Raw genomic sequence first — 19681 nt, 5'->3', positions numbered from 1 at the left:
GTTTCACCTGTTCATCCTCCCTCTGTGAACCGCACAGCCCCTGGCAGGAACTGGCACGCCGTCATGCCTTGCGCCACGGCTTGAGCCATAGTCCCATCCCCAGCAACACCAGGATGCCGGCCAAGGTGCTCAACCCCAGTTGCAGCCACACGCCTTCAATACGAAACAGCGCCAGCGCCGCCAACCCCATCACCAGTGCACTGAGCAGCCATTGGCGCACCCAGGGCAGGGCGTCGAGCAATGCCTGGCGCTGCATCAGCAGCAACGCGGTGCAGATCACCCCGGCCAGCGCGGCCAGCGGGATTCCGGCCAGGCCAAACACAAAGGGCAGGGCACCCAGCAGCAACACGTTGACCAGGCTCCCGAGCAACTCGCAGCGCAACGGCTGGCGCGTGTCGCCGGCGGCATAGGCGTAGCGGGCGAGCAAGGCGTTCCAGGCGCCGAATACCAACGGTACGGCGAACCAGGCCAGCAGCAGCGGCAATGGCGAATCCACCGATTGCTTGGGCAGCAGCAGCGCCACCAGGCTCGGCGCTGCCGCCACCAGGCCGACGCCGGCGGGCAGGGTCAGCACGCTGGCGGTTTCCAGGCCGCGCTTGAGCAGGGCCAGGCGCTCATCGCCCTGGCGCCGGCTCATCATGCCCAGCAGCACCTGATTGAGGCTCATCAGCGCAATCAGCGGCAGGTTCATCAGTTTGCGGGCCAGGTTGACCCAGGTCACCGCGCCTTCGCCCAACAGCGACGCCACCAGGCGCTCGATCAGGGCCAGGCCCTGGCTGGCGCCGTTGCTCAGCAACAGCGGGCCGATGCGCTGGCCCAGCTCCCGCAGCGGCGCGAAGGTCAGCTGCCAACGCCACGGCCGCCAGCCTTGGCGCCACACCGACGGCAACAACGCCAGCGGCATCAGCAAGCTGCCCGCCAGGCAGGCCAGGGCCAGCGAGTGCGGTTGAGTCGCGGTGCCGGCGAGGGCGAGGTAGGTCACGGGCGGCAGGTTGAACAGCAACGAGCCCAGCCCCGCCAGCACAAAACGCTCGCCCGCCTGCAACGGAATGCTGAACAGCGCATGCAGCATCAACCCCGGCACGCACCAGGCGACGATCTGCAAATTGCTCGCGGCGAGGGCGGTGGCGCTGGCCGCCAAGCCGGGGCCGAGCAGCTGCACCAGCCATGGCGCGAGCAGCGTCAGCAGCAGGCTGGTGACCAGCGCGATCAGCATCAACGCCGGGAACAACACGGCCAGCCAATCCAGGCGCTCACCGTCCTTGCGCTGCAGGTACAGCGGCAGCGCGGCGGCACTCAGCACGCCACCCGCCAGGGACATGCGCAGCGCTTCCGGTAAAAACAGCGCGATCAGAAACGCATCGCTGCGCTCACCCGCGCCCCACGCCGCCACCAGCAACCATTCACGCGCAAACCCCAGGCACAGGCCCAGCAGGGTCGCCAGGGTCAGCCAAACGGCCGAGCCCAGCATCAGGGACGCGCGCCATCAAGCAGCGGCTTGCGAAACACCACCGTCTTGACCTGCGGCAGGCGCGCCGGAAACAGGCGCCGCGCCTCCAGCACATTGATGCCGACCATCAACCAGAACAGCGCCACCATCACCACTGCGAAGCTGAAGTAGTGGTCAAACAAACCGCTGACCAGCGCCGACAGAATCCCACCGGTGGTGCCCAGCCACAGGGCGTTGTCCTTGGTCAGGCGAATCGGGCCTTTTTCCGGACGGGCCTCACGCCACCAGCGCACGGTCACCGCCACGAAGAACAGCATGCCGACGATGCCGATCTTGTAGATGTAGTTCAGCCACAGGTTGGAAATCCCCAGGAAATGCGTGCCCGGCACCGGCGGGTCGACCTTGAAGCCGATGCCGAACGGGTAGGCCGCCACCGCCTGCGGGAACATGCGGTATTCGTCGAAACGCACTTCGGTACTGGCGTTGTCCGAAGAGAAAATCGTTGCCAGGCGCTCCTGCAACGGCGGGTAGGCAATCACCAGCGCCACGGTCAGCGCCGCGCCGATCATCAACAGCCGCCCGGTGTACGGCACGCGCCGCGTGGCCATCCACATCAGCACCAACGCCAGGCTGACCATCGCGCCGCGGCTGCTCGCCAACAGCAAGGCGGCCGCCCCCAGGCACGCCACGCCCAGGCCGAGAGCGCGTTTCCAGCCTTGTTCGGTCATGCCGAAACAGAACGCCAACGGCAGCAGCAGCGCCATGATCCCGCCGATGGCATTCGGGTGCGTCCACGGCGAGCCCATGCGCGAGGACATCGCCTCCAGGCCGAATTTGAGCATGTCGAAGTTGGCGTAGTTGAACAGCGCCAGGATCGGCGCAATCCCGGCGCCGGAGCGGGTGCGCACAAACACCGCGATCGACAGCACCAGCATCGCCAGGGTACCCAGCAGCAGGGCGATCACCAGCGCTTCCCGGTGCTTGTGGTCCACCAGCAGTTTGGCCGCGATAAACACCCCGGACAGGTTCAGCAACCAGCGCAGCCAGTTGGCCACGCCGCTGGTGTCGGCATGGATGGTGACCTGGCCGACAATGAACGGGAACACGCTGAACAGCATCAGCCACAACAGCATCTGGTCGGTGGGGCGCCGCGCCAGGCCTGGTGTGTCGGGCAGGCGCGCGAGAAAACTGTGCCACAGGATGGCGCCCCAGGTCAGCGCCAGGATCGCTTCGCTGACGGTACTGCGGATACCGAGGTTGATCGTCGAAAACGGCATGAACGTCGCCACCAGGGCAAACAGCAACAGGCCCCAGAACGGAAAGCGCAGGATCGTCACCGCGCCCGCCAGGCCGACCACGGCGAGGAAGGCCTTGGCCGGTGAAAGCAGCAGGGCGAGGGCGCCGAACAGCAGGCCGAAGAGCACCGCGACGAGGCTTGCCAGGTTCACTCTCACTTCAGTTCCTCGATCAGTTCGGCCAGGCGTCGACGGTAGGCGTGATGGTTGAAACGCTCCGCCCATTGGCGCCGTTGCGCGGCGGATTCTTCAATAGGCTGCTGCGCCAGGCTGACCATCAACTGCACCAGCGCCGGGCCGTCGGTAGGCGAAAAACGTGGCGCCGACGGCGGGGTGATTTCATCCAGCGAGGTGCCGCTGGCCACGGCCACTGCCGTGCCAACGCTCAGGGCTTCGATCACCGGCAGGCCAAAGCCCTCGGCGTAAGAAGGTTGCCACAGGCGCGACGCCTGCCGGTACAGCGCATGCAACTCGGCATCCGACACGCCGCTCAGTGCACGAATCCCCGGCAGTGTGCGCTGGGACTCGGGCAGGTGTTCCAGGCTGCCCACCAGCACCAACTCCGGCACGCCAGGGGCCTGGCGTCGCGCCTGCTGCCAGGCATCGACCAGAAACGGCACGTTCTTGCGCAGCTCGCGCGTGCCCACCAGCAACCAGTAGCGCTCCGGCAGTTGGCGCGCCGACAGGTCCGCCGCCAGCTCGGCAAAGGCGTCGACCTGATTGGGCAGCACGCGAATCTTGCCCGCAGCCTTGGGAAACAGCCGCGCGGTTTCATCGGCGCTGTACTGCGACGGCGTCCACACGCGGTCGGCGCTGTGCACCGCGTAGGCAATCGACAGGCGATCGCTGGTCTTGTAGATCAGCGCCTTGAGGCGGTTGGCGTGGTAGTTGTCCAAGGTGATCTGGAACAGGTCATGCAACAGCACCACGCTGCGCAGGCCCTTGGGCTTGGGCGGCAACGGCAGGCCCATATTGAAGGTGCTGATGTACAGGTCGATGTGCTGCTCACGCAAGGCGCGTGGCAAAAAACCAGCCTCGAAACGCAGGCGATTCTGCGGTTGGTGCATGGCAGTCTTGGCACAGCCCCAGGCCGGGCAATGGGCCTTCAAGCGGGTTTCGTCGCCCAGCGGCGCCACGGTAAAGCGCTCAAGCTCGATGCCTGGGAAGGTGCGCAGGGCGCTTTCCAGCGCATACACCTGGCGGCTGATGCCCGATTGCGGCGACGTGCCGACGGTGCGGTAATCCAGGCCTACACGCATGCGGGCTCCTTGTGCGTGAGCGGTAAAAGGCTCGCGTACACCTGCTCCAACTGACTGGCGGCAACGCTCCAGTCATGGGCGCGGCGTACATAGGCGCGGCCGGCTTCACCCATCGGTTCGGCGGCATCGGGGAACTGCAACAGGCGCACCACCGCGTCCGCCAACGCGGTAGCGGTTTGCCCGCCGAGGTAGTCCAGGCCTTCCACCAGGTCCAGCCCCGACACGCCCTGTGCGGTACTCGCCAGCGGCAGGCCGGCGGCCAGGGCTTCCAGCACCTTGAGCTTGGAGCCGCCGCCATGGCGCAACGGTGCGAGGAACACCGAACAGCTCGATTGCAGCGCCAGCAGGTTGGGCACGAAGCCTTGCCATTCGATCCGCGGGTCCTGCCAGCGTTCACGCCAACTGGCCGGCATGCCGAAGCCGCAGACGCTCATGCGCGCCTGCGGGCAGCGCTCCCAGACCTTGGGCAGGATGTCATCCAGGGCCCACTCGATGGCGTCCACGTTCGGCGCGTATTCGTAGTTGCCAAGGAACAGCACGCGGCGTGTCGACGGGTCGGGCCGGGCGGCGGCGAAGTGGTCGCAGTCCACGCCATTGACCACCACCGGCACCGGCTTGCCGGCGATTTTTTCCAGCACCTGGGCATCGCTGTCGGTCACTGCGATTACCTGTGTGGCCTGGCGCATGACCCGGCGCTCCCAACGTGCATAGCGCCATTGATCGTAGCGAATGAACGGCAGCGCCCAACGCGGCAGACGGTCGTAGGTGGCGGCGCCGAGGGCCGATTCGACGTTGTGCTCGGTCAGCACGAACGGTTGGGATTTGCGTGCCAGCGCATCTTCGTAAGGTTGGAAAGTGTAGGTGTGCTCGATCTGCACCACATCCCAGTGCTCATCCAGCAACCTGTTGAAGGTGTCCTGCAAGGCGCCCGACAGGCCATTCACACTGGCGAGCAGCGGGTAGGGCGCAAACAGCCCGGCCAACAGGGTCGTGGCGCTGCGCAGCGGGCGGCGCGGCAGGACGATCAGTTGCTCGAGAAACGCCTCCAGCACCTGGCGGTCGGCGAGCGACACCGGGTGCTTGTCATGCAGCAGCAAGGTGATCCGGTGCCCCCGCGCGGCGAGGCTGCGCAGCAGATGGAACTGACGCGTCTTGCCGCCGCTGGTGGCGGGCCAGGGCGAGTAGGGCAGGATCCATAAAATGCGCATGGCAGGCCTCAGTCCCATAACAGGATTTGCAGGTTCGGCTTGACCGGTACGGTCAGGCCGTTGGTGCCGCTTACCGGGGTTTGCGTACCGCGCAACGGGTCGTACAGGGTGGCGCTGGCCAGGTTGGGCAAGTGCGCGTTACCGCCTTCGGCAGACCAGAAGAACCACACCTTGCGCCCATCGGCACGCGTCCAGCCAATGCTGAACAGGCCGTCGGGCAAGGCGTCGGCGACCGGCGGGTCACCCGGGGTGAGCGACGGCCCGCTGACGTCGAGGAAATACTTCAGCGCGGTGTAGACCGGCTTGGGGTTGGCGTCGATGTCCAGCAGCCCGTAGAACTGGTCGCGCACGCTGGCGCGCTGGTCGAGGTCGCTCAAGGTGAACAGGAAGATGCGGTCGTAATCCAGCGCGCTCATCAGCGCCAGGCGCCGCACCACGTAATCGGCCTGGCCCTGCTGGGTGATGATGTCCTGGGCGTCCTTGGGGCCGGGGTAGGTCGACCAGCCCCACTCGGTGCTCCACAAGGTTTGCACGCCGCCGTTGCGCAGGGCCTGGTTGAGCTGGGTGGTCTTGGCGATAAAGTCGAGGTTGGCCGGATCGTTGCCTTCGGGCAATTGGGTGTAGGGGTGATAGGACACGACGGTGTTCAGGCTGGCCACGCCCAGCGCGGCAAGGGCGTCGAACATGGTCTGGCCGTTGGGCATTTCGCTGAAGAACGCCATGCCGGCCGCCACCACCGGGGTGTTCGGGGCGACTGCGCGCAGTGCGGCGGCGCTGGCGGTGAGCAGCGTGGCGTAGCCGGCCGGGTCTGCCACCGGGCGCCAGAAGCCCAGCAGGTTCGGTTCGTTCCACACCTGCCAGGCGTTGACGCTGGGGTAACGCTGGGCCAGCAGCGCCATGCGGTTGGCGAACACGTTCGGGTCTTTGGGCGGGTACTGGTCCTGATAGGGCGCACCGGCCGGCGCGGTGGTGGCGAAGGGCGCCGAACCCACCAGGTAGAACACCGACTTGAGTTGATTGTCTTGCAGCTTGCCGACCAGTTGATCGAGGGTGGCCACCTGATACTGGTTCTGCGCCGGCTCCAACTGATCCCAATGCAGGTCCAGGCGCACCCACTCCAGGCCCAAGTCCTTGAGACGGTCGATCTGCATCTGGTATCGCTGGGGGCTGAACCACAGGAACTGTGCGTTCACGCCCAAAAAGTCCTTCCACACCACGGTCTTGTTGCCCTTGAGCACATGGTTTTCGGCATCCGCCTGGCGCCCCCACAAAACGGCGGTCAGGCCCAGCACGGCGACCACCGCAAGGCTGGCAAGGAACGTTTGTCTACGCGCCATGGCGGGCTCCTGCGATGGCTTCGGCAAACACTTCGGTGAACTTCTGCGCGGTCAGCGGCCACAGGCGTTCACGGCCGATCTCGCCGGCGCGTTCGGCCCAGTCCCTGGCCAGCGCCGGCGTGCGCGCCAGGCGCAGCAATTGTTCGGCCAGCGCCGCCACATCGCCTTCGGGGTAGATGGCGCCATTGCCACTGGCAACTTCCTCGGCAAACGCGCGTGCGTCGGAGGTGATTGCTCCGCGCCCGCAGGCGGCGGCCCAGGACAGCGCGCCACTGGTGCCGCGCTGGCGCCCGAGCAGGCCGAGTTTTTTCGATTCGCGGTAGGGCAGCACCATCACATGATGGGCCTGGATGGTCTGGGCAATTTCGTCGGCCGGCAGGTTCAGCCGCCAGTCGATGGCGTCGGTCAGGCCGAGTGCGGCGATCTGGCTGTTGAGTTGCTCCAGGTAGTTGCCGCCGGCGCCAAAGGCCATTTCCGCCGCCGTGCCGCCGGCCAGCGTCAGGCGCACATGGCCGCGCAGTTCAGGGGCCTGTGCGAAGACATCGGCCAGCGCCTGCACCAGGTCTTCGATGCCTTTGCCGCGGTAGATGAACCCGAAATACAGCAGGCGCAGGGTGTCGAGCGCGGGCAGCGGTGCCGGTGGCACGGCGAGGTTGGCGTGGTTGATCACGGCCACCTTGCCGGGCGGCAGTTGCATGCGCAGGCGCAGGCAATCGGCGCCCAGGCGAGTCAGCGTCACCAGGCGGGTTAGGCCCTTGGCGACCTGGCGTTCCTCACGCAGGGTCAATGGGTCGGCCAGTACCACGGCCGCCTGCGGCAAGGGGCTGGGCAAACGCTCCAGCAGGTTCAGCGGAAACGGCAGGCGCTCGCGGCGCCACACAATGCGCTCCGGGTCGTGCACGGTGGCGGTCAGCGGCAAGTGCGAGTAGGCCTTGCGCAACTCGCGCAGGGCCAGGAACTCACCCAGGCGCCCGCCGCCCAGCTCGGCGTGGACCAGGTCCACGGTCTGCCAGTTGAACGTCGCGACCGCGTGCTTGATCGCCTCGGAAGTGCCCGCCACCCCGGCCAACGGCGTCAGCACCGTCACCCCAAGCTGCTCCAGCGCCGTGCGAAAGTGGTTCGCGTAGTCGGCGATGCCGTTTTTTTCCGGCGGCAAGGGTGCAAGCAGGGCGATACGCATCAGAACGCTCCCCGGTACTTGGCGATGGTCTGCAGCACTTTGCTCGGCACTTCGAACTTGCGACGGTTGATGATGATGCCGTCGACCTTGCCAAACGCGGTATTGAGGATCGACAGCGCATGCTCGACCACCGGCACGGTACTTTTGCGTGCTTCCACCACCAGGCCGATCAGGTCGGCGCGGCGCAAGGTGATAAAGGCTTCGCGGTTGTCGAGCAAGGCCGAGGCGTCGAGCAGCACCACTTCGCCCGGTGCGGCGGCTTCAAGCCCGCCGACCCGTACATTGATGCCGTTCTCGCGCAACAACAGGCGCAGTTGTTCCACCACAAAGGTCACGCCTTCGCCATGCCGCGCCGACGTCAGCCCCAGGGTCAGGCCGCGTTCGGCAATGCGGTCGGGCTGCAACAGGCTGTACAGCCGGTAGATACTTGCGTTGAAGGCGTTGGCGCTTTGCGCGGTGGTGGTGTCCAGCTCCGGCAGGGTGGTCCACAGCGGCAAGCCGAACTTGCGTTCCACCAGGCCACCGTCGTGAATGCGCTGGTCGAGCAGGTAGCAGAGGTAGATCACCAGCAGGCCGACGACGATTGCAAACGGGATCGCCAACACCAGCATCAACAGGGTTTTCGGGAAGATCCGACCCGGGTTCAGGGTGGCCTCTTCGATCACCGCGATGTTGCTGATCTGGCTGTTGTCCAGCTCGCGGTCGATGCGCGATTTTTCCAGGTTGTCCACGTACAGCGCGTAGTTGCGCTCGGTGGCGCTGAGCTCACGGGACAGGCGCGCCAGCTCCGGTTCGATCTCCAGGGCCTGCTTGCGCTGGTCTTCGAGGTTGACCAGTTGCTTCTGCTGTTGAACCAGTTGGGTGCGCAGGGCCAGGTTGTTGCTCGATTCATCCAGCAGCACCCGCTGCAGGTGGATTTCCAGGGTGTTCGGCGCACGGTTCTCCGAGGCCTGCACGGTGTTGCTCTCGTTGGCGACCTGGGCCTGCATCGCTCGGATCGACGCATCCAGCGCTTTGACCGGCGGCGCGTTGTCGGTGTAGGTGCGCATCATGTCGGCGCGTTCCAGCAGCTTCTGGTTGAGCAGGCGACGCAAGTCCTGCTGCTGCGGGTTCAGTGCGATCTGGCGCACCGTGGTGACTTCCTTGGGCTGCCCCTTGAGCTGGTTGCGCGTGCTCTCGATGGCGCTGTCGGACGAGGCGATCAGGCGGGTGGTATTGAAGGTCTCGCCGCGCAGCACGTTGATGCGCTCGGACAAGTCTTCCAGGCGGTCGGTGATGCTCGCCGCGCCGATCTCGTTCAGGTGCTTGAGGATCTGCTCCTTGTAGCTCTTGATCTCGGTGGCGCTGGTATTCACCTGGCCTTCGTAGAAGGCATAGAGGCTCTTGCGCCCCAGGGCCTGGGTGCGTTCGTTGATGTAGGTCTCGACCCAGTCCTTGACCACCGCCTGGGCAATTTCCGGGTCGCCCCAGGTAAAGCTGATGTCCATCACCGTTGAGCCGGCGGCGTGGCTCACCTCAAAGCTCTTTTCCAGGCCGGCGGCAAGGCGTTCCACAGGGGTGGTTTTTTCCACCACGCCGAGGGTTTCCAGGACCACGCGCAGGCCATCGAAGACTGCGCCCACGCCTTCCTTGAGGTAATGCTTGGCGCTTTTGAAAAAGCCTTCGGGCGGCGGCGCATTGTTGATCACTTCCAGGTAGTGCTCGGCCACCGCACGCACGATCGGGCGCCCGGTGAGCAGGCGCTCCTCATCGACGATCGGGTCGCGCTGGGTGCTGGGCATCACCAGCGCCTGGCGGTTGCTGATCTCGATCGGCAGGGTCGAATCACGCCCCGGTTTGACCAGCAGGCGTGCGGTGGACTCGTACTTGGCCGGCAGCAGGAAAGCGCCGAGCAGGATAATCACCAGCGCTGCGATGGCCGCCAGCTTGAACTCGTGGCGGAAGATGAAAAACAGGCGCAGAAGATCACGAAAAGAACGGATCTCGATCATGGGATGTCGCTCCTTTAGTTATTGCCGCCGCTGGTTCTGGTGTAGTTGTAGCCAACCCCAATGGATTTGGTGAACGGGATCAGTTGGTTCAGGTAGGTATCCACGCCCTGGATGCGCTCGCCCACGTTGGATTTGGGCACGAACACCACGTCACCGCGTTGCAGCGGCACTTGTTTGCGCCCGTTGGGGCCGGTCTTGAGGTACTGGCTGAAATCCAGAAAGTAGGCGTGGTAGGCGCCTTGGGCATCTTCACGCAGCAAGGCGACCATGCTCGCGTTGCCCGAGGGGTTGACCCCGCCGGCGCCGACGATTGCCTGCTCGAGTGTGTTGGCCGTGGCGATCTGGACCGCCGTCGGGTTGTTCACCGCGCCACCGACAATCACCGAGTTGCCCGGTGCCTGGTTGATGTTCACCGTCACGCGTGGCTCGCGGTACACCGGCGCGAGGCTCTTGGTCAGGTCGGCGGCGACCTCGGCGGGGGTGCGATGCGCCACCTGGATTGGCCCCAGGAAGGGGTAGTTGATCTTGCCGTCGTTCTGCACCGTGTACAGCGTCAGCTCGTAGATGGTGCTGACGTTGAACGCCGACAGCGTCGGCATCTCGCCGGCATCGCGGACGATACGCAACTGGTCGCCGATGCGGATGCGTTCCACCGCCGGCGGCAGTTGGGCGAGTTGGTCGAGGGCGCGCTTGCCGTCCTCGACAGTCTGGTCGTCGGGCGGGACGATGCGTGCCGGTGTATTGCAGGCCGACAGGGCCAGCATGGCCAAGGCGAGCACGGCGGGTTTGATCAAGCGGGACTTCCTGTGGGTCATGCTGCTCACCTCCAATAACCGGGAAACATGCTGATGCGCCGCTTGAGGGCCAGCGGCAGGCGGCGCTCAAGATGGCCCAGGCGGTAGCCGAGCAACTTGAACGCGCTGCGCACCAGCACTTCGGGTACGCGGTGCAAGGCACCGGCTTTGCGCAAGGCCGCGAGTTCGGCCAGCACATAGCGTTTGCCTTCACCGCCGGCGTCGCCAAAGGCCTGTCTGATCCACGGTTCGCGACCGTAGAACACGCCAATGTCGAAGTAGCGATGAAACTCATCCATGAGTTTGTAATCGTGGGAGTGATGCACCAGCGCCGTGGCGGCGTAGCGCACCTTGTAGCCTTCGAGCAGCATGCGCGCCGCAACGTAGGCGTCTTCGCTGCCGATCACGTCGGCGGGAAAGCCGCCGACCGCCTGCAGCACGCTGCGCCGGTACACCGAAAACGAGTCGGAGCTGAAGCAGGTCTTGATCCCCAGCACGGGCGCATCGGCCAGGCTTTTGCTGCGGCTCTGCTCCGGGTAGTTGAAGTGCCGCGACTGCGCGCCCAGCACCCCGGCATCGGGGTGCGGCAGCTGGCGACCATAAGCCACGCCGTTGAGCGGGTCCTGCTGCAATTCCTCCAGCAGGTTGGCGAAGGTCTGCGGGGTCGCGGGGATGGCGTCCTGGGTCATGACGATCAGCGCGTCGCCACCCACCTGTTCGCTGGCCCAGCGGCGCGTGCCGCCGTGGTTGAAATCACGCGCGTCGATCACCTCGACCCGCGCACCGAACTCGCGAAAACGCGCCACGGTGTCATCGCTGGAGGCGCTGTCGACTACCAGCATCTCGTCCGGTTGCAGGGTTTGCATCTTCAGCGCCGGCAGCAAGCGCGCCAGGTGGCTGGAGGCGTTTCGGGTCGGGATGATCAGCGAAGTGCGCATGTCATTTCTTCGCCTCGAGAGGGGCGCGCCCGTAGATGTCGTCGAAGCGCACGATGTCGTCTTCGCCCAAATACTCGCCGCTCTGCACCTCGATCATCACCAGGTCGATGATGCCGGGGTTGGTCAGCCGGTGTTTGTGCCCGGCAGGGATGTATGTGGACTCGTTGGCGTTGATCAGGAATTCACGCTCGCCGTTGGTGATCTGCGCCGCGCCGCTGACCACCACCCAGTGTTCGCTGCGGTGGTGGTGCATCTGCAATGACAGCGAGGCCTGGGGCTTGACCACGATGCGCTTGATCTTGAAGCGGCTGCTTTCTTCGAGCACGGTGTAGGTGCCCCACGGCCGCGTGACGGTACGGTGCAGGCTGTACGCCGGGTGGTTCTGGCGCTTGAGTTCGGCGACGATGTAGCGCACGTCCTGGCTGCGGTTGGCGTCGGCGATCAGCAGCGCATCCGGGGTGTCGACGATGATCAGGTCACGCACGCCCACCGCGCCTAATACGCGCTTGGGCGAGTCGATGTAGCAGTTGTGCACGTCATGCAGGATCGCTTCGCCGTTGACCTGGTTGCCGTGCGCATCGCTGGGCGTGAGCTGGCGCAGCGCTTCCCAGGAACCGATGTCGCTCCAGCCGATATCGCAGGGCACCACGGCGACTTGCTGGGACTTTTCCATCAGGGCCACGTCGATGGAAATATCCGGCGCGCTGCCAAACGCATCGGCGTCCAGCTCACGCTGGCGCGAGGTTTTGTTCTGCAGGCTCTGGCTGTGTTCCAGCGCGGCGCGCGCGGCCTCCAGCACGTCGGGGGCATGGGTGGCCAGTTCCTCCACCAGGGTGCTGGCCTTGAAGCAGAACATGCCGGCGTTCCACAGGTGCTTGCCGCCGTCGAGGTAGGCCTGGGCAGTGGCCAGGTCGGGCTTCTCGACGAAGCGTTTGACCCGGTTGCCGGTGCTCAGCGGCTCACCTTGTTCGATATAGCCGAAGCCGGTTTCCGGGTGGTCGGGCTGGATGCCGAAGGTCACCAGATAGCCGGCCTCGGCCAGGTCGCGGGCCTGGGTCACCGCCGCGGCGAACGCGACTTCATTGAGGATCAAGTGGTCGGCAGGCATCACCAGCAATTGCGCATCGCCGCCGAAATGTTCCTGCACATGCAGCGCCGCCACGGCAATCGCCGCGGCCGTGTTGCGGCCGAACGGCTCCAGCAGCAAATCCAGCGGCAGGTGCGCCTTGTTGACCAGGCGGTAGTCATCCAGGGTGCGAAACAGCAGGTCGCGGTTGGTCACCGTCAACACGCTTTCCACGCCGGGCAGCTTGGCGGCGCGCTGGAAGGTCTTTTGCAGCAGGCTCTGGCCATCGCGCATGCGCATGAACGGCTTGGGCATGTTCTGCCGGGACACCGGCCACAGCCGCGTGCCCGAACCACCGGAAATGATGCAGGGAATTAATCCGTTGAGGGTATTCATCAATAGACTTCCTTGGTGGAAAGGACGGCCGGGACCGTCATGAAGACGATGTACAAGTCAAACCACACCGACCACTTGGAGATGTACTCCAGGTCGTACTCGACACGTTTCTGGATTTTGAACAGGGTGTCGGTCTCACCCCGGTAACCATTGATTTGCGCCCAGCCGGTGATGCCGGGCTTGACCCGGTGCCGCGAGCTGTACTCGCTCACCGCCACTTCGAAGGGAATGCCCGCGGCCTTGGTGGCGGTGGCGTGCGGGCGCGGGCCGACCATGGACATGTTGCCCAGCAGCACGTTGAACAGCTGCGGCAACTCGTCGATGCTGGTCTTGCGGATGATGCGACCCACGCGGGTGATGCGCGGGTCCTGGCGGGTGGTCTGGCGCTCGGCAGTGAAGTCGCTCTGGTCGGTGAACATCGAGCGGAACTTGAACACGCGGATTTCGTTGTCGTTATAGCCATAGCGGTTCTGGCGAAACAGCACCGGCCCCTTGGAGTCGAGTTTGATCGCAATCGCGGTCACCAGCATCACCGGTGACAACGCCACCAGGGCCAGGCTCGCCAGGAGGAAATCCTCACAGCGCTTGATCACCGGCGACCAGCCGCGCAAGGGCAATTGCGAGGTGTTGAACATCAGGATCCCGCCCACGTCGGTGATGCGGCTGTGGCCGTAGCGCAGGGCGGCCATGTCGGGCACCAGCATCACATTCACCGACATCTGCCGCAGGCGGTTGACCAGCCCGTGGATGCGTTGCTCGGCGGCCCACGGCAGGCAGATCATGACCTGGTTGACCTGCTCGGCGCGGATCAGTTTTTCCAGGTCGCGAGTGTTGCCGAGCAAGGGCAGGTTGCTCAGCTCCTTGGGGATCCGCTCGGTGCGGTCGTCGATAAAACCGATCAGGCCGGAACGGATATCACCGTTGCGCTGCAGGTGGTCGGCAACGTGCACGGCCGTGTCGGTAAAGCCCAGAATCACCGTGCGTTGCAGGTACTTGCCGGCGCTCATCAGCCGGCGGTACAGGCGCAGCATGACCAGGCGTTCGAGGCACAGCAGGCCCAGGCTGGCGACGTACCATACGGCCAGGTTGCGCGGGCTCAACTGCGGGAAAAACTGCAGGATCTGGTACATGAACAGCAGGATGCAAAACGCTGCGGTCCAGGCCTTTATCTTGGCTTTGAGACGCAGGCGGTTGCTGAACAGCTCCTCGGAATAGATGCCCAGGGCCTGGAACAGAATGATGGTCAGCACTGCGAAAAATACCAGCAGGCCGATGAAATGCGGGCGCAACTCAGGGGCCAACGGGTCCAGGAAAAGCACCAGGACCAGCGGCGGCAGAATGGCCGTGAGGCCATGGATCAATTTGACGAAAACGACAAAGAACTCAACAAAACCGGCGCGCGTTAAAAACAGGCTGTCGACGGACGACTTTTCTCGCATAAAACATCCCTCATTGCACTCCAGTTGCTGTTGTTCGTTGTCGCTTCAATAAAGCCGCGATGGCGTTAGAGGGCACTTCGAACTACGGCTACTCTGGGTAATACGCAACTACCAATCCAAATGCACATATCAGTGAAGCTATCCATTTGAAGGGATTTTGCGGCGATAGTGACTAAAGGAGTGTTCCCTTTTCGTGATTAGTCAACGAATTGACGATGGTGCGGAGGTGGCGTGCTAGACAGGTTAATCAGTCTTTTCAGTGGCATTTTATTGACGTTCCTTGTCCGAACACTCGGTGAATGGGTGTGTTTTTGAGTGTAGGAACAAATGTGAGATTTTTCCTCTTTAAAGGACAAACCTTTTTCCAGCGGCAGTAGGAAGGGGGGACAAAGAGGGCGTGGCAGGGCGCACTAAGTGCCCTGCCACTGGGGGTTTCGCGGGATCAGAAGTTGCCTTTCAAACTAACGGTGAAATTGCGCGGTTCACCGTAGAAGTTGCCCCATGATGCAGTTCCGACGGTGTTGTAATAGGTTTTGTCGAAGAGATTGTTGCCATTGACCGCCACGGTCCAGGTGTCGTCGAGACGGTAGGCCAGGCGCGCGCTCCAGGTCGCGTAGCCTGGCTGTTCCAGCTTGATGGTCTGTACGCGGTAATTGCTGCTCTGGGCATTGACCCCGGCACCCACGCTCCATTTCGACAGCGCGCCGTCGAGCTGGTAGTCGCCCCACATCCGCAGCATGTGGCGCGGTACGTAGCTGTTGGAAACACCGCCTTCTGCGGCGCTGTTGATGTTCTTCAGGGTCTTGGTCTGGGTGTACGTGTAGCCGCCGGACACCTGCAGGCGTTCGAGTAGTTCGCCGCTGACTTCGGCCTCCACGCCCTGGGCGCGGACCTTGCCGGTATCGGTGTAGCAATAGCCATCGGCGGAGGTCGGGCAGAAACTCAGGTAGTCGGTTTCGGCGCCGTTTTTCTCGATGGAGCGAAACAGCGCCAGGGAGCTGTTGAGGCGCCCCTCGAACCACTCGCCCTTGATGCCCAGCTCATAGTTGTCGCCGATTTTCGGCTTGAGCGCGGCGCCGTCGGCGGTGGCGTAGGCGCTTTGCGGCTGGAAGATATCCGCGTAGCTGGCGTATACCGATAGGTGCTCGTTGAGGTCATAGATCAGCGCGGCGAACGGTGTGACCTCGCCGGTTTCCTTCGTGCGAGCATCCTGCAGCGACCATTCGCCCCAACCGAGGCTGTAGGACTGGCGACGGTTTTCGTACCAGCTCACGCGGCTGCCCACGATGAACATCAAGGGCTCCGCCAGGCGCAGGCGCAAGGTCGCGTAAGTGCCGTACTGGGTCGCGGTCTCCTTGATGGTGCTGCCACGGTACATGTTGGGCCAGAAGGTGTTGTCGGCCGGTTCCGGGAAGTGATGGTTGGGTTGGTAAATGCTCTGGCGCGTGGGCAGGTTCTGGATCGCGTAGATGTCGTCCTGGGTGCCACGGCTGCCGTTGGCGCCGAGGATCAGTTCGTGCTGCAGGCCGAAGGCTTCGAATTTGCCGTCGAGGTAGGCGTCGAGGCCGAAGTCCTTGTGGTCGTAATCCATCAGCGCCGCGTAGGAGACGGCGGTGGGAGCTGGGTTGTCGTAGGCAATGGTGCCTTCGCTGGCGGCGTACTTGATGTCTTGCAGGTTGCGGCTGTGCACGGCCGCGACCTTGAGTTTCCAGTCGTCGTTGAGCTGCTGCGTGAGGTCGGCGAAGTACGTGGCGCGCCGGCTCTGCCAGTCGTTCCAGGATTGGCCCAGGCAGGTCGAGCGGCTGAGCTTGGCACTCTTGCCATCGGCGTAGCGCGGCAGGCCGCCCCAGCACGGGGTGGCATCGACATCTTCATAACTGGCGCCAAGGCCGAGGGTGGTGTCGGCGCTGAGGTCGATGTCGAGGGCGCCGTAGAAGGCCTGGTCCTGGCGCTTGGCGATGTCCATGTAGGAGCCACGATTCTGCTGGCTGACCGCCGCACGGCCGCGCACCGTGCCGCTGTCATTCAGCGGGCCGCCGGTGTCGACGTCGGCGCGGTAATTGTCCCAGGTGCCGGCGGACAGCGACAGGCTGGTGGTGGGGCTGGCCTGTGGCCGCTTGCGCACGAAGTTCACTGCGCCGCTGGCCGTGCCGGCGCCCTTGAGCATGCCGGCGGCCCCCTTGAGCACTTCCACACGGTCATAGATCGCCATGTTGGCGCTGAAACTGTCGGCCTGTGCGTAGTCCTTGCCCATGTCCAGCGGCACGCCGTCGTACTGGTACTGGCCGAGCATCTTGAAACCACGGGAATAGAAATACTTGCCGCCCATCGGCGATTCATAGGAGGTGATGCCGGGCGTGCGCTCCATCACGTCGTCGATGGTGGTGAGGTTCTGGTCATCCATCAATTGGCGGGTCATCACACTCACCGATTGCGGCGTTTCGCGCAGGCTGTGTTGACCTTTACCGATGGTGACTGCGCCGGTGGTGTAGGACCCGGTGCCATCGGTGGTTGCCCCCAGGCGGTCGCCGGTGACGGTGGTGGCGCCCAGGTTGAGTGCTCCGGTGTCGGCCACTTGCGGCAACAGCAGCCAGTTGCTGCTGCCCTGGCGCTGGGCTTGCAGGCCCTGGTCGCGAAGCAACTGGCCGAGGGCTTGCTCGCGGTCGAAGCGGCCACTCAGGCCCGGGCTGGCTTTGCCGGCCACGCTGGTGGCGTCGTACGACAGGCTGATCCCGGCCTGGCGGGCGAACTGGTCCAGCGCACTGGCCAGGGAGCCGGCGGCGATGTTCCAGTCGCGGGCCTGGGTGTCACTCGCCAAGGTGTCGGCCAGCACGGCCAGCGGCACGGCGCCGCCACTGAGGCAGGCACCGAGCAAGGCGGCCTGTACCGCGCGCTTGAGTGGAGAACGTTGTGAGGGGAACGCTTGCATGACCGCGGGATGCTCCTGAAGGAAGTGGACAGAACCGGCCTGTTGATCGGCCTTTCCTTACAGGTCGAGCGGCAATGAGAATTCACCTCATTTATTTTTTGAAGCGTTAAACCCGAGGGCTGACGGTCACCCAATAACGGCTGCGGTAGGTGACGTCGACCGGCAGCGATTGCGCCACCAGGCTCAGCACCTGATCGGTATCGTTCAACTGATAAGTCCCCGACACGCGCAACCCGGCCACCGCTTCACTGCAACGCAGCAGGCCATTGCGGTAGCGGCTCAACTCGCTGAGGAAGTCGTCCAGGCGCATATTGTGGGCACTGATCACGCCGTCACTCCAACCCCAGGGATCGAGGCCGTTGGCGATGGGCGCATGAACGCCGGTGTGGTCGAACAGCACCTGCTCGCCGGGCTTGAGCACGTGGCGCGCGTTGGCCTCCCGGCTGTTGGCAAATAACGCCACGGCGCCCTGTTGGACGGCGAGCAGCGTGCCCTGGGCTTCTTCACGCACCAGGAAGCGGCTGCCGAGGGCACGCAGGTAACCGTCGCGGGTCTGTACCCACAGTGGCCGGTCGTCGACGCCCGTGTTCACCAGCATTTCGCCCCGGTGCAGGTGCACCAGGCGGCGCTCGGCACTGAACGTGGCGTCGAAGGCGCTGGCGCTGTTGAGCTGGATCTTGCTGCCGTCGTCCAACGCCACCCAACGCCGCTCACCCGTGGCGGTGCGGTAGTCGGCCATCAAGCCGGGCAGCGGTGTGTAGTCGCGACCGAGCCAGGTCAATCCCGCTGCCCCGGCCACCAGCCCGAGCAGCTTCAAGCCTTCGCGGCGGCTGATGCGTTGACGCGCACCTTGCAGGGCGTGGCGGCCGACCTGGGCCGGCAGCTGGTTGAAATCATCGTTCATGGTCGCCACCCGCTGCCACACCTGCTGGTGCTCGGCGCTGGTGTGCAGCCAGCGATCGAACGCGGCGGTGCTGGCGTCGTCGGCCACGTTGAAACGCAGCTTGATCATCCACTGAATGGCCTGGTCCACCAGGCGCGGGTCAGAGTTCGGCATAGCGCAACCGATAACAGGCGTGCAGCGCCTTGGCCAGGTCGCGCTCCACGGTAGCCTTGGACACGCCCAGGCGCAGGGCGATCTGCGCGCAGGTCAGGCCATCCAGTTGCGCCAGCAGGAAGGCTTCGCGCACCCGTGGCTTGAGTTGGTCGAGCAGGCGGTCGATGCGTTCCAGGCTGTCGAGGATCAGCCACCGGGTTTCTTCCGACGGCACCTCGACCTCGGGGAAGTGGGCGAGGCTTTCGAGGTAGGCGCGTTCCAATTCGCGGCGCCGGTATTGGTCGATCATCAGGCTGCGCGCGATGCTGCTCAGGTAGGCGCGGGGCTGTTGCAAGGTCTGCTGCTTGCGCGCGTTGAGCAAGCGCACGAAGGTTTCCTGCGCCAGGTCGGCGGCATGTTCACGGCAACCGGTGCGGCGGTTCAGCCAGCCACGCAGCCAGGAATGATGGGCGTGGTACAGCTGGCCGATGGCGGCATGGTCCAGTGGGTGGTCGCTCGACATGGGCATCCTGGCGCAGCAGTCTTAATTGATAATGTTTCGCATTCTAGACGGTGGTCGTGGCCATTCGCAATTCCCGGCACGCAATGTATCCAGCACAATTTTTTGTTCGGCCGGGGTGAGCCGACTAATCTGCAGGCTTTTCCTCATGGACGGCGCGAGCATGATCGACCTTGCAACCCTGGCGGTGTTTTCCGGTGCGGTGCTGCTGTTGCTGTTATCGCCGGGGCCGAACATGGCATTTGTCATCACCCATGGCGTGACCCATGGCTGGCGCGGGGGAATGGCCTCGGCGCTGGGCATTGGCGTGGCAGACCTGCTGTTGACCGGGTTGACCGCCTCGGGGGTCACTGCGGTGGTCGCGAGTTGGCCGCCGTCGTTTGACTTGATCCGCTTTGCCGGGGTGATCTATCTGCTGTGGCTGGTGTTCAAGACGCTGCAGAAACGTCCGGGTGGGGCGCAGGCCCAAGTCGAGCGGGTGCCGCTGGGCCGAGTGTTTTTGCAGGCCATGCTCAACAGCCTGCTCAACCCCAAGGCGCTGCTGTTCTTTGTGGTATTCCTGCCGCAATTCGTGCGCCCTGAGACGGGGTCGATCGCGATACAACTGCTGGTGCTGGGCGGCGTACTGACGGTGATCGCCGCGGTGTTTCACCTGTTGCTGGGGATTTTCGGCGGCGCAGTCAGCCGGTTTTTTGCCGGCTGTCCAGCGGGTGCGGCGTTGCAGAAATGGGGCCTGGCGACGGTGTTGACCGTGCTGGCCGTGCGCCTGGCGCTGATGTCTCGTCCGGCCTGAGCCTGTTGTGGCGAGCAAGCTCGCCACAGGTACCGCCAGCTCGTCAGGCT

15 protein-coding genes are annotated in these 19681 nt (G+C 64.4%); 1 reads left to right on the top strand and 14 read right to left on the bottom strand.

The genetic code is table 11. The features are described 5' to 3' along the window. Window positions 1–61: 61 nt before the first annotated feature. The 14 genes from murJ to QMX97_RS05815 form a co-directional block, all read right to left on the bottom strand. Window positions 62–1471 (bottom strand): murein biosynthesis integral membrane protein MurJ, encoded by a 1410-nt coding sequence (gene murJ, locus QMX97_RS05880; RefSeq protein ID WP_282396411.1) that lies wholly within the window; start codon window positions 1469–1471, stop codon window positions 62–64. After that, on the bottom strand, window positions 1471–2898 hold the full coding sequence (locus tag QMX97_RS05875) for an O-antigen ligase family protein (RefSeq protein ID WP_065907258.1): 1428 nt from the start codon (window positions 2896–2898) through the stop codon (window positions 1471–1473). Before QMX97_RS05875 ends, murJ begins: the two co-directional genes overlap by 1 nt. A 2-nt stretch (window positions 2899–2900) precedes the next feature. Beyond that, on the bottom strand, window positions 2901–4004 hold the full coding sequence (locus tag QMX97_RS05870) for a glycosyltransferase family 1 protein (RefSeq protein ID WP_106804616.1): 1104 nt from the start codon (window positions 4002–4004) through the stop codon (window positions 2901–2903). Further along, window positions 3995–5212 (bottom strand): glycosyltransferase family 4 protein, encoded by a 1218-nt coding sequence (locus QMX97_RS05865; RefSeq protein ID WP_120448046.1) that lies wholly within the window; start codon window positions 5210–5212, stop codon window positions 3995–3997. Before QMX97_RS05865 ends, QMX97_RS05870 begins: the two co-directional genes overlap by 10 nt. A gap of 8 nt (window positions 5213–5220) precedes the next feature. Beyond that, window positions 5221–6549, bottom strand: coding sequence for a cellulase family glycosylhydrolase (locus tag QMX97_RS05860; protein WP_282396410.1), 1329 nt, complete (start codon window positions 6547–6549; stop codon window positions 5221–5223). Beyond that, entirely contained in the window at window positions 6539–7729 is a 1191-nt protein-coding gene (locus tag QMX97_RS05855; RefSeq protein WP_106804613.1) for a glycosyltransferase, read from the bottom strand. Before QMX97_RS05855 ends, QMX97_RS05860 begins: the two co-directional genes overlap by 11 nt. Beyond that, the gene (locus QMX97_RS05850) at window positions 7729–9720 is read right to left on the bottom strand and encodes an exopolysaccharide transport family protein (RefSeq protein ID WP_282396407.1); all 1992 of its coding nucleotides are present in this window, start codon (window positions 9718–9720) and stop codon (window positions 7729–7731) included. Before QMX97_RS05850 ends, QMX97_RS05855 begins: the two co-directional genes overlap by 1 nt. A 14-nt stretch (window positions 9721–9734) precedes the next feature. Next, window positions 9735–10511 (bottom strand): polysaccharide biosynthesis/export family protein, encoded by a 777-nt coding sequence (locus tag QMX97_RS05845; protein WP_065907309.1) that lies wholly within the window; start codon window positions 10509–10511, stop codon window positions 9735–9737. A gap of 29 nt (window positions 10512–10540) precedes the next feature. Further along, window positions 10541–11452, bottom strand: coding sequence for a glycosyltransferase (locus QMX97_RS05840; protein WP_106804611.1), 912 nt, complete (start codon window positions 11450–11452; stop codon window positions 10541–10543). A gap of 1 nt (window position 11453) precedes the next feature. Beyond that, complete coding sequence (locus QMX97_RS05835; RefSeq protein ID WP_106804610.1) at window positions 11454–12914, bottom strand: mannose-1-phosphate guanylyltransferase/mannose-6-phosphate isomerase; 1461 nt, start codon at window positions 12912–12914, stop codon at window positions 11454–11456. Then, window positions 12914–14353 carry an undecaprenyl-phosphate glucose phosphotransferase gene (locus QMX97_RS05830; protein WP_282396405.1) on the bottom strand — a complete coding sequence of 480 codons (1440 nt, stop codon included), beginning with the start codon at window positions 14351–14353 and terminating at the stop codon, window positions 12914–12916. Before QMX97_RS05830 ends, QMX97_RS05835 begins: the two co-directional genes overlap by 1 nt. A 442-nt stretch (window positions 14354–14795) precedes the next feature. Beyond that, complete coding sequence (locus QMX97_RS05825; protein WP_282396404.1) at window positions 14796–17282, bottom strand: TonB-dependent siderophore receptor; 2487 nt, start codon at window positions 17280–17282, stop codon at window positions 14796–14798. 106 nt (window positions 17283–17388) lie between these two features. Beyond that, window positions 17389–18339, bottom strand: coding sequence for a FecR domain-containing protein (locus QMX97_RS05820; protein ID WP_120448051.1), 951 nt, complete (start codon window positions 18337–18339; stop codon window positions 17389–17391). Further along, complete coding sequence (locus QMX97_RS05815; protein WP_106804607.1) at window positions 18326–18841, bottom strand: sigma-70 family RNA polymerase sigma factor; 516 nt, start codon at window positions 18839–18841, stop codon at window positions 18326–18328. Before QMX97_RS05815 ends, QMX97_RS05820 begins: the two co-directional genes overlap by 14 nt. Window positions 18842–19001: 160 nt before the next feature. Here QMX97_RS05815 and QMX97_RS05810 point away from each other — a divergent pair, with 160 nt between their 5' ends. Beyond that, entirely contained in the window at window positions 19002–19631 is a 630-nt protein-coding gene (locus QMX97_RS05810) for a LysE family translocator (RefSeq protein WP_282396401.1), read from the top strand. Window positions 19632–19681: the final 50 nt, after the last annotated feature.

The sequence above is a fragment of the Pseudomonas sp. PS01298 genome, assembly GCF_029959745.1.
Taxonomy (GTDB): domain Bacteria; phylum Pseudomonadota; class Gammaproteobacteria; order Pseudomonadales; family Pseudomonadaceae; genus Aquipseudomonas; species Aquipseudomonas aylmerensis.
Note: the sequence above shows the minus strand (reverse complement) of the source record. Positions and strands in the feature narration are given on the sequence as shown.

Excerpts from the sequence above, each read along its gene's own strand:
- murJ (WP_282396411.1), bottom strand. The coding sequence starts at position 1,471 with ATGCTGGGCTCGGCCGTTTGGCTGACCCTGGCGACCCTGCTGGGCCTG.
- QMX97_RS05870 (WP_106804616.1), bottom strand. The coding sequence starts at position 4,004 with ATGCGTGTAGGCCTGGATTACCGCACCGTCGGCACGTCGCCGCAATCG.
- QMX97_RS05865 (WP_120448046.1), bottom strand. The coding sequence starts at position 5,212 with ATGCGCATTTTATGGATCCTGCCCTACTCGCCCTGGCCCGCCACCAGC.
- QMX97_RS05860 (WP_282396410.1), bottom strand. The coding sequence starts at position 6,549 with ATGGCGCGTAGACAAACGTTCCTTGCCAGCCTTGCGGTGGTCGCCGTG.
- QMX97_RS05855 (WP_106804613.1), bottom strand. The coding sequence starts at position 7,729 with ATGCGTATCGCCCTGCTTGCACCCTTGCCGCCGGAAAAAAACGGCATC.
- QMX97_RS05850 (WP_282396407.1), bottom strand. The coding sequence starts at position 9,720 with ATGATCGAGATCCGTTCTTTTCGTGATCTTCTGCGCCTGTTTTTCATC.
- QMX97_RS05840 (WP_106804611.1), bottom strand. The coding sequence starts at position 11,452 with ATGCGCACTTCGCTGATCATCCCGACCCGAAACGCCTCCAGCCACCTG.
- QMX97_RS05835 (WP_106804610.1), bottom strand. The coding sequence starts at position 12,914 with ATGAATACCCTCAACGGATTAATTCCCTGCATCATTTCCGGTGGTTCG.
- QMX97_RS05830 (WP_282396405.1), bottom strand. The coding sequence starts at position 14,353 with ATGCGAGAAAAGTCGTCCGTCGACAGCCTGTTTTTAACGCGCGCCGGT.
- QMX97_RS05825 (WP_282396404.1), bottom strand. The coding sequence starts at position 17,282 with ATGCAAGCGTTCCCCTCACAACGTTCTCCACTCAAGCGCGCGGTACAG.
- QMX97_RS05820 (WP_120448051.1), bottom strand. The coding sequence starts at position 18,339 with ATGCCGAACTCTGACCCGCGCCTGGTGGACCAGGCCATTCAGTGGATG.
- QMX97_RS05815 (WP_106804607.1), bottom strand. The coding sequence starts at position 18,841 with ATGTCGAGCGACCACCCACTGGACCATGCCGCCATCGGCCAGCTGTAC.
- QMX97_RS05810 (WP_282396401.1), top strand. The coding sequence starts at position 19,002 with ATGATCGACCTTGCAACCCTGGCGGTGTTTTCCGGTGCGGTGCTGCTG.